The following is a 10,518-nucleotide window of genomic DNA, read 5'->3' as shown; positions in this document are numbered from 1 at the left end:
ATACGGATTCCCCGCCGGCGCATTGAGGCTGACACCCGCCAGACGGCTGTCCAGCGCATGCAGCATGTCGGCGGTGCCGGTCCCTTGCAGGTCATGCGCGGTCAGGATGGCGGTCGCGGCCGGCAGACGGTCACGGTCGATGCCAGAACCCGGCAGTGGCGAGGTTCCGATGACGGTGATGTCCTCCGCCTGCATGCCGGCGGACACGCCACCCCGGGGCCGCTTCCGGCGCCGTCTGCGCCAGTACCGCGCGGGCGGGCAGAAAGCAGAGCGTGACCGAGGCCAGATACAGGGCCCTCCCCCCGATCCTTCTTTCAAACATTCCTTATTACCCTATGCATTTCTAAATATGATAAAATGATCACACCGGCATTTTGCCATATCCGCCTTGCAGGCCGGCAAGCCGGCTTTCAAGGCGGCACGGAACGGCTGGCTTGGCTTTCCATCCTTGCACGATGTCGGTTCGATCTCGTATCATTTCTTATCGTGTCATCAACAAATAGTGGGACCGGGTCTTTTCGTTAATCGCCGAACCCTATTCGAAGACCATTCCGATATCAGGTTTCCGGGTTTTCATAGTCACCATCCTTCACCTTCATCCACATATACCGGTATCACGTTCTTGTGTCTGAATTGATTTCTCATTCGAAGTAGAGAATTCCGCTTTCGATCTGCCGTCATCTTGTTTGGCGGTCATTTTCCGCGTTGGTTTCATCACCAGTCGCAGGAAAGTCCAGAAAAATGTCTATTTTTTCCATAAGCAGCATGTCCACCAAAAAAAAGCTTCTGACGACCGCCGCCGCGGCAATCATTGGCGGAGGAGGCATCGGAAGCGCGTTAGTCTACAAATATTGGTTCGATCTCGTGCCGCCGGCCGGACTCGTCATCAACTGGTTCCGGACGATCGGGCAAGCGCCCGGAACATTGGCAACCGAGACGGCATCGTCATCCGCCCCCATATCCGCCCACGCGGATTCCACTGTGACGGAAGCCCTTCTCAAGCCCGACACATTGGTGACGGAATCCGCCCAGGAGACGGCGTCGCCAGCGTCGGCAGGCGCCACACCGGAAACGACGGAGGACTGGCCCAGCTACAATAAAACACTGACGTCTCAGCGCTTTTCCAGCATGACCCAGATCAACACAACCAATGTCAAAAATCTGAAAGTTCAATGCACGTACGATACCAAGGAATATACCAGCTTCGAAACGGGCCCCCTCATGGTGGACGGCGCTCTGATCGGTACAACCGAACATGACATATTTTCGCTCAATCCAGAGGACTGTCACGAAAACTGGCGCACGCACGAGGAATTTCCGGCTGCCTTATTGCGGGTCAACCGTGGCGCCGCTTATGCGGACGGCATGCTCTATCGTGGCACATCGCATGGCGATGTGATCGCCTACGACTTCAAAACCGGAAAGCGGCTGTGGACGACGAATATCGGCAATGGCGCTGCCGGCGAATCAGTTCCGGCAGCGCCGATCGTGTGGGGCGGGCGGGTCTATATCGGTAACGCCGGCGGCGACGTGAAGGGCGTAAAGGGCCGGATGTACGCGCTCGATGCCAAGACCGGCCATATTATCTGGGAATTCTACATGGTCCCCAGGGAGCCGAATGATCCCACCCGTGGCCCGCAAGGCAAGACACCGCTCGACCTCTCGACGTGGAAGAACCCCCCAGGCATGCCGATTACCGGAGGCGGCACCTGGACATCGTATTCCCTCGATCCCGATACAGGCGAATTGTACATTCCCGGCGGAAATCCGGCACCCGACTACGTTACGGCCACGCGCGAGGGCAAGAATCTCTTTTCCGATTCCATCGTGGTGCTGGACGCCGCGACCGGCGAATATAAACGTCATTATGAGCTTTCAAAAAAAGACTGGCATGACTGGGATGCCTCCAATCCTCCCGTCCTACTTCAGACTCGGAACGGCAGGAAGCTTCTCGCCGTAGCGCCCAAAAACGGCTACCTGTACGGTTTCGACATGGCGACAGGCGGGCTCCTGTACAAGACTCCGGCAACGAGGATCGAAAACACCGACGCTCCCTTCGAAGTCGGCAAGACGGTTCATTTCTGCCCGGGTTCTGTCGGAGGCGATGAGTGGAATAGCCCAGGCTACGATCCCAGGACCAATCTCGTCATGGTGGGCGAAGTCGAATGGTGCGGCAGCGTGACCACACAGAGCGATGCACAGTTGAAAAAAGTCAGTCCTGGCGAGCCGTGGTCCGGAATGGACACCCATAACCCGTACCATATGTTCAGCGCGCCGGATTCGGCGGGACAGTGGGCGGGATGGCTGTCCGGCATCGACGCGGACACCGGCGCATGGAAATGGCGCGTCAAGACCAACTATCCGATTCAAAGCGGAATTACGCCCACCGCGGGCGGGCTGACTTTCTTCGGCGACATGGGAGGCTATTTCTACGCACTTGATTCGGAGACCGGAAAGAAGCTTTGGGGCGAAAAGATCGATGGCGCCATCGGCGGCGGCGTAATCACCTATACCTTTGACGGGTCGCAGAAGATCGCCGTAGCAACCGGCTTCACCTCCATCCTCTGGCCGACCGTTCCGACCACGGGAAAGATCGTCATTCTCGGTCTGTAATCCCTCCCCGCCGGCCTGATCCCGCTGTTCCGCGGGATTCCAGGTCCAATAATAAGCAGCCTCTTCGATCGCGTTGCTGAAAGTTGGAGATAACGATGGCATGCCATCTCGATATCGATAAGAGCCGAAGAAGAAGGGATGCTCCCATGCACGCTCTACGTGCCAGACGGGGGAAGTGCGGCCTGCTGTGGCTTGCTGTCTCGTTAGCCGGCACGTACGAATTCCCTTCGGCCAGAGCGTCCGACATCACGCTCGATGTCATCGGACCGCATGAATACGAACTCCCGATCGATTTCAACAAGCCCTGGGATATCCTGGTACAATATGTCAATGGAAACGCTGCCGGGTCCGTCTACAATACCATGGGACAGAGACAGGCGCGGGGCGGTTCCCATACATGGCAGGGCATGTCGAAATGGGTGCATTTCTGGAAATTCAGAGGCATCCCCAATGTTGGCTTTGGGTGGGAACTTATTCAGGTCGAAAACTATGTTTTAGCTGATGGGACCAATTACGGGGGCCTCGGTCCTACGATCTCGGGACCAGTTGTCTGGTTCAAGCCGAACAGGAAGAGCACGTTCGGAATGCAGGCGTTCATGCAAACTCCGTCCGGCACGCGCGATGCGTTGTCCACCAATTACTGGTCGGTCAATCTCAACCTCGTATTCGATTACGAATGGAAAAATTTCAGCTTCGACGGTGATGTGGGAACGGTTGTCGGGGCAACTCTGCACGAGACAGGCCGACACAGCTACACACCCGGCACGACCTTTTACACCAACCTTCGCTTCAGTTGGAAAGCCAGCAAAGTCGCCGAGCCATTTTTTGCCCTCGACTGGCAGAATGCCGGCGGCCTGTACGATCACACTGCCGGAAACTGGGTTTCGGATTCCAGCAGCCGCGAGATCGCGCTTGGCGTGGGAATGATGTTTCCTCTGACCCGGTCGCTCACCTTTACCACGCGCTATTCCCATTCCGTTGACGGACGGAACGTTCCCGAGACAAACGCGTGGTTCGGAAAAATTATCTACGTTTTCTAACGACTATCCGGCCACAGTGGTTCATCGATCAGTCCCTCGTCTTATGCTTTGGCGGGCGTCCTTATCCGACCAGCCGGCACCGGCTGATCGGATGATGCTCCCATTACAATAGATATTCACCACTATCCGGGCTTTCCCTTTCTTCTTTCGACATTTCCATACCATACGCATATTCGGCATTTCGTAACGAATTCCACAGACGGGCGATGGCGTAAACACATGAAACATCAGAGGGAATCCGCAAGATAGGATGCAACGATGAAGAGAGGTGCCAGATATTCTAACGAGAGTTTGAAAAATCAGACATTGGCCACTCTTAAAAATATCATATATAAGCGCACACAATAATATAACTACAGCTCGGCATTCTGGCGGTGCGGCATGTTCGATAACGCTCTGGAAGACAAAGGCACGCTCTATCGCGTTGAAGAAACTCGCGAATGGGAGGTAGCCCGTTCGTTCTGCGGCCTGACATACGCGCCCCTTGAGGCCATTCCCCTGATCAAGGGATCAAAGCCGAACGCTGTTCTTAAACGCCTGCAATGTAATGATATTACGTTCAGCCGTTTCTGCTTCGGCACCCCTACGCGAGTGGAAGATTTCGATCCGAAGGCAGGAAATATCATTGTCGTCAATACATTGCGCGGCAATGTTCGCCATCCTCTCACAGGTCAAACCCATGCCGATACAAAGGCGGGAGAAAGCTATGTCGTCGACAGCAGCCGAACGGATTATTGGAATATCGCGAGCGGGGATGATCTTCAGCTTAACCTGACCATACCGCATAGCTTGATGGAGGCGATTTCAGAACGATGGTACGGCTTCATTCCCGGCGACGATTTCTGGAAAAGGCGCGTTGTCTTTGGGGGAAAAAGCTCCGCCTGGCTTTCCCTTCTGAATTATACGATCCAGTCGGTATCCACGCTTTCGGAGCCAGACGAACTCATCGCCAGGAAGGCCAACGAGCTGCTTTGTATCGACCTGTTGCATAATTGGGCAAAAGGAGCGGGACTCTGCCTTGAAAGCGGAGCACGTTCCGCCGCACCGCACTACGTACGCGACGCGGAAAGACTGATGACCCTACAGGCGAAGCAGAATCCGACCATTCTGGATATTGCCGCCCAACTGGGCATCAGCGCCCGCAGCCTGTCCGCTGGCTTCCGAGAGTTCCGCGGCATAACGCCCCATAGCTACATGCAGGCGAGAAGGCTCGAAGCATTGCACGGGGCCCTGGTCGAGGCGGCTCCGGGCGAGACAGTCTCCTCGATCGCCAGATCCTTCGGCTATGTCAATATGAGTGCGATGGCCGTTGCCTATCGTAAGCGTTTTGGGCGCAATCCCCTCCATACATTGCGTCGCAGATAAGAATGCCCCCGATGCGCTTTTGGTCTTGAGAACGGGTCCACAGCTCACCTTGACATGCCCAGGCTGTTCTGCTGCGGCTTTATTTCGAGGACAGAGAGCCCCCACCACGACCTGACATCATCCGATTAGCTGTCAGGTTGTGAGACGTCATTGGCATATATCATGATGCGATCGACGTCATCCATGATACTTGCTCCCTTGACGGGTTTGTAGCTTCGATTGCGCAGACGTGGTCGTTGCCGAAGGCGTTCGGCCACTTTTGCTGCCGGTGAAAGCCCGTTCAACACGCGCTGTCGGCGTTGGTTGTAGGCGTGGTTGAACCCACGCAGCAGAGCTTCAAGATCTGCGTGGAAGGTTCTTACTCCTCATCCTGCTCACGGCGCGGATCGAAGTCTATTGCGGGAACCGCAACTTTATGGACCTTCCGCGACAGAATAATGCGCAGGATCTCAGTGGCGCGCGATAAAACCTGTCCGGGTCAGTTTCTGTCCGGCGCATCCCGCAAGCGAAACCATCGCCGCGCAGGCGATCAGGGGGCCGCCGCACGACGGAAGCTGCGTGCCCCCGCCTCTCGGAAGGATGTGGAAATCATGGATAGCTCCGGCTACCGACGGAAAGGCCCCGTCGCGGCATGGCCTGCCACGATGGAGCATCCCGATACGGTCGTGTTTCGATGGAGCCAGATTAGCGAGCCGGTTTTCCCCACATGTGTCCGATATGTGCCGGTCCGGAAATATTGCGACCAGTCTGTATCATGGCCGGAAGCAGAACGCGGACTTCCAGCCCGCCGCCCTCGCGGTTTTCCATCACGATATCGCCGCCATGCGAGCGGACGATCGCCTGCGCCGAGGTCAGGCCGAGCCCGACACCGCCCGTCTGTCGGTTACGCGACTTGTCGACCCGGAAATACGGATCGAACACGCGCGGCAGCACTTCCGGAGGAATGCCCGGGCCACGATCGCGGACAAAGACGATCAGGCTGCCATCGTCCTGCTGTTCGAGGTCGATCGTGGGCACCTTGCCGTATTTTATGGAATTTTCGACAAGATTCGTGAAAACCCGCTTCAGGACATATAGCCGCCCGACATAACAGGTCTTGTTCGGGCCGTGATAGTCCACCCTGTGGCCCTGATCGCTGTAATCATAGGCGATGGTCTGAAGCAGGCCGGGCAGGTCGAACACGGTGGCGGCTTCACTGGCCGCATCGTCGCGAAAGAAAGAGAGGGCGCCGTCGATCATGGCCTGCATTTCGTCGACATCGCGGAACAGGTTGGCCTGCTGCCACTTATCGTCGATATACTCGCCGCGCAGGCGTATGCGCGTCAGCGGCGTGCGCAGATCGTGCGAGATCGCCGCCAGCATGGTCGTCCGGTATTCGATGAAACGCTGGATCTCGGCCTGCATGCCGTTGATGGTCCGCGCGACCAGCTTTATTTCTCTCGGACCGACTTCCTCGATGGATGCGCTCGGCGGCTGATGTCCGAACTGGCGGACGGACTCCGCCAGATGTTCGATCGGGCGGGAGAGCTGGCGGGACGCGATCAGCGACACGGCGATCACCCAGAGTGCGAGCGTGACGACCTGCAGCATCAGGCGTTCGAACGGGGAGAACCCCCAGAATCTCTGCAGCGCGATGCCGAGGATCCAGCTTCCGTCCGCCAGCCGCACACCGACGAAATAGGCATCGGGATTGCGTATCCGGTCATAGGGCAGGCCGGGAGCCCGGGAGACAGGGTTGTCTTCCTGAAAGACCACGATCCTGTCCGGCTTGCGGGCCAGGAACGGTTCCAGGAAGGCGCGGCTCTGCGCCACCTGCGGCTCCAGATACTGTCCGCGCTCCAGCACGCCGGCCACGGCGCTCCCCGCGTCGTACCACCCGTAATGGATGGTGTCGGTATTGGCCGCCGTCGCCAGGCGGGCCCGCTCGGCGGGCGTGGCGGCATCCACCAGGCGGATGACGGTCGCGACCTGTTGCACCAGGCCCGTCGCCTGCACGTCAGGCTTGGCCCACGTTCCTCCGAAAGCGAAGAAGAGCTGGAGCAGCAGCAGGGTGACACCGGCGGCGAGCGCGACCGTGACGACCAGCCGGCGGGTGATCGTATCACCCAGGAACGGGAAGCGCCTCATGCCCTGGTCACCGCGGAGGCGAACATATAGCCGCCATTGCGGACCGTCCGGATAATCTCGGGGCTCTTGGGGTCATCCTCCAGCTTGTGGCGCAATCGGCTGACCTGGACGTCGATGCTCCGGTCATAGGCCGCGTGCGACGGCCCGCGCGCCAGATCCATCAACTGGTCGCGGGTCAGGACGCGCTGGGGATGTTCGACAAAGACCAGCAGAAGCTCGAACTCGCCCCCCGACAACAGGACCAGCGACTGGTTGGCCGAACGCAGTTCGCGGCGTGTGACATCCAGCCGCCAGGTGCCGAAGCACAGGATCGGGCGCGCCGGCTCTTCGGGCCCCGCGACCTTGTCCCGGACCCGGCGGAGAACGGCCTTGACCCGGGCCAGAAGCTCCCGCTGGTCGAAAGGCTTGGTCAGGTAATCGTCCGCCCCGATCTCCAGCCCCACGACCCGGTCCCTATGGTCGGCCATCGCCGAGAGCATGATCACGGGAATGTTCGATGTGCTGCGCAGCCTCTGGCACAGGCTGAACCCGTCTTCCTTGCGTAGCATGATGTCGAGGATCACAAGGTCGATGGCCTCGGCTTCAAGGGCGGCGAACATGTCCTGCCCTCCTTCGGCGACCGAAACCTGATAGCCGTGCTTCTGCAGAAACCCGGTCAGCAGATCGAGGATATCCCTGTCGTCATCGACAATGAGAAGAGTGGGCATGCTGGTCATCGGCCTCCTGTAACACGGCCGGACGGCCCGATGATGTCCAGGGAATGAAACCTTATTTCAGCCCGGACACAAAAAGAGCCCCATTGCACACGGCCCACCCCATCGAGATTGCACCGAACCCATAAAGAGTCTTCGACCGGGTCGAAAGGGTGAACTGATAGCAAGGTACCGCCCCACACATAAAGACATCACGGAATGTCCGGATGGCCCATATTTTCCATCATGATCTCCGTCCCTGGGCGGAGCCCATACGAAATATCTGACCGGACAGCCCCTCCATCGTCAAATAAAATACAAAAGAGACCCATATTATCTTCTTTATAGATGTCACGACGATATTCATCTTCAAGCGTCTTTAAGATAGAAAACTGCAATAAATTCGTCGATTTATTATTTCTTCACTTCCGTTAGATAAATAAACGAAATAGATATGGATATCACCATGTAAGACACAAGAAATACCCAAGGAAAGACGGAAAAGGCGAATTCGGCAACATATCGAATCAACCCCATCATGATTTTCCTTGCTTTTATTTTCGATGGGTCGATCGCGGGAGCACTGTCAATCGACGTATGGGCTTGCGTTCTGCAACTGGGATAAAAAATCATCTTCTTCCTTGCTCCTTTTGATCCCAGTCGACAAACGCTCTACACCTTGCGACGAAGGGTTCCGTCGCCAGTTTGTAATCAGCCTTTTTTTCTGCGGTATGTCTTGAATATGTCGCGCCTGAAACATGGTCCTTCTTTTGACGGGCCGACCAAAAAAATCGGCCCGGCACAGGCTTCGAGTAAAGCCCCGCATAATTCCAACGATTCCAGCCAGGATTTCAGAGCCTGACCGTAAATGCGCGCTGGCGGCGATCCGACGCGTGTTTTCTGCCTGGTTCTCAGGTAGGCGCCTCCACCACCCGCAGAATGGTCGCCGCAATCCTCTCCGCGTTGGCCGTCACTTCCGGCAACCCCATCAACTCGCCGAACGTCCCCCGCGACAACGGCCCGGCGACAAACAAACTCGGTTCCGCCGCGCCCGCCACAGACAGCGCATGGCCTGATCGGTGTCCACCCCCAACCCCACCGGGTCGGCCCGCAGCCCCCCCCTGCCGGGCCAATCCAGCCCGAAAGGGCTGCGAAGACAGGATATGGGCATGATCAGGCCCGGTGGTCGTCACCACCACATCGAACGACGCAAACCTCCTGCCCGCCGCCGCGTATCCCAGAACGGACGGAGATGCCGCACCAGCCGCCGCCCCGCGACCGACAACGCCGCCCAGATGGCCCCAGCCTGCCGGCGCATGGCGTTGAAGACGGTCTGCCAGGGCCGATCCGGATCATCGCGCAACGCAAGCCGCACCCGGCGCAGCCCCCCGCCGCCGCCCGCGCCGGCAGAACAAAGGCCACCACCCCGCCCCCCGGAAATCAGCGGCAGAAGGGCCACTGATGACGAGACGTTTGGACATGCGTGCTGCCGGCGCGCCGACGCGCGTCTCCCCGGTCGAAGCATGCAGCCGGTCTGATTATAAAAACATGGACAGGCCCCAAGGTCCGTCGTTACGCTTCATGCTGAATCCGGAAAGCAGGACATACTCGAATGCAGTCAAGCATAAGGCAAGGCCGCAGGGTCATATTGTCCCTTCAATATCTCCGGGCTCTTGCCGCCGTCGGGGTCGTGTTATTCCATCAGTTCCAGAATGTATCGCCAATCTTCATCCTAGGAAAATATGGGGTCGGTCTGTTCTTCATTATCAGCGGCATCATCATGGTTTCGCTTACAGAAGGACGAGCGATCAAACCGTTGAATTTCTTCATCGACCGCCTGACGCGCGTGGCGCCGATGTATTGGATCGCGACGTTCATCACGTTCATTCTGGGGTGCGTCGGAATATATAGCCCATCCATTTATTCCCACGGGATCGGCCATTTCATCCTGTCGTGCCTGTTCATTCCTTCCCTTAACGAGCATGGCAATATGATGCCTACGCTGTTTATTGGTTGGACATTGAATTATGAGATGTTTTTTTACTTTGTTTTTGGTGCTCTCCTGCTCATTCAGGGTCGCTACCGGCTGATTGTGCTGGCAATGATATTTTTGTCATTGGCACTGTGCGGCGTGATCTTTCCACAGGCACCCAATCTCGTTCATTTCTATACCAGTCCGTATTTGCTTGAGTTCCTGGCCGGGTGTTGTCTCGGGGCGATCTTCGGACTCGATCTCATGAAGCTGCGCGCCTGGCCAACAGTTGCGCTTATCGCCGCCGTCATCATTGCCATGGCCGGTTTGGGGTTTGTTTTTCCCCTTTTGTGGACCGGAGCGGCGACAGTCCTCCTCGTCGCCACGTTCATGTGGGCCGAGCGTCGGGGTTATGTCCCGTCATTTCCACTCGCACTGATGCTTGGAAATGCGTCATATTCCATCTACCTTTTCCAGCAGATCGCGTTTGATGCGACCCAGACGGCTCTTCGCCTGCTGCGTTATCGGCCTGGTCTTCATACCATACCGACGCGATGCGTTGCGGTCCTGCTGGCGATATTGACCGGCATCGCGGTATATCGGTTTATCGAAACGCCGCTTACGAAGACGATCCGCAGAGCCCTGGATGTCAGCCGGGGTGCATCCAACTCCTCCTCGAAGACGGCTGCCACGGCACGCATCTAGAAGA

General features: G+C 57.4%; 7 protein-coding genes. 4 read left to right on the top strand and 3 right to left on the bottom strand.

Annotation, left to right across the window (positions count from 1 at the left end; genetic code table 11):
• On the bottom strand, positions 1 to 207 hold a 207-nt coding region (locus HLH29_RS09610), incomplete at its 3' end, for a hypothetical protein (protein WP_182966140.1).
• 534 nt (positions 208 to 741) lie between these two features.
• Here HLH29_RS09610 and HLH29_RS09605 point away from each other — a divergent pair.
• From HLH29_RS09605 to HLH29_RS09595, 3 genes are all read left to right on the top strand, one after another.
• Positions 742 to 2,613 carry a pyrroloquinoline quinone-dependent dehydrogenase gene (locus HLH29_RS09605; RefSeq protein ID WP_182966138.1) on the top strand — a complete coding sequence of 624 codons (1,872 nt, stop codon included), beginning with the start codon at positions 742 to 744 and terminating at the stop codon, positions 2,611 to 2,613.
• A gap of 146 nt (positions 2,614 to 2,759) precedes the next feature.
• Complete coding sequence (locus HLH29_RS09600) at positions 2,760 to 3,653, top strand: transporter (RefSeq protein WP_246374064.1); 894 nt, start codon at positions 2,760 to 2,762, stop codon at positions 3,651 to 3,653.
• Positions 3,654 to 4,034: 381 nt separating this feature from the next.
• Positions 4,035 to 5,018 (top strand): helix-turn-helix domain-containing protein, encoded by a 984-nt coding sequence (locus HLH29_RS09595; RefSeq protein ID WP_182966136.1) that lies wholly within the window; start codon positions 4,035 to 4,037, stop codon positions 5,016 to 5,018.
• Between the two features lie 684 nt (positions 5,019 to 5,702).
• Here the strand turns inward: HLH29_RS09595 and HLH29_RS09590 are convergent.
• Entirely contained in the window at positions 5,703 to 7,145 is a 1,443-nt protein-coding gene (locus HLH29_RS09590) for a sensor histidine kinase (RefSeq protein WP_182966134.1), read from the bottom strand.
• Positions 7,142 to 7,852: a response regulator gene (locus HLH29_RS09585; protein ID WP_182966168.1), complete on the bottom strand. Its 711-nt coding sequence runs from the start codon at positions 7,850 to 7,852 to the stop codon at positions 7,142 to 7,144. Before HLH29_RS09585 ends, HLH29_RS09590 begins: the two co-directional genes overlap by 4 nt.
• Positions 7,853 to 9,449: 1,597 nt before the next feature.
• Here HLH29_RS09585 and HLH29_RS09580 point away from each other — a divergent pair.
• Positions 9,450 to 10,514, top strand: coding sequence for an acyltransferase family protein (locus tag HLH29_RS09580; protein WP_182966132.1), 1,065 nt, complete (start codon positions 9,450 to 9,452; stop codon positions 10,512 to 10,514).
• Positions 10,515 to 10,518 lie beyond the last annotated feature (4 nt).

Origin of the sequence: Gluconacetobacter tumulicola (assembly GCF_014174215.1) — a bacterium.
GTDB lineage: Bacteria > Pseudomonadota > Alphaproteobacteria > Acetobacterales > Acetobacteraceae > Gluconacetobacter > Gluconacetobacter tumulicola.
The sequence above is the reverse complement of the archived record's forward strand: the minus strand, read 5'-3'. Positions and strand labels throughout refer to the sequence as shown.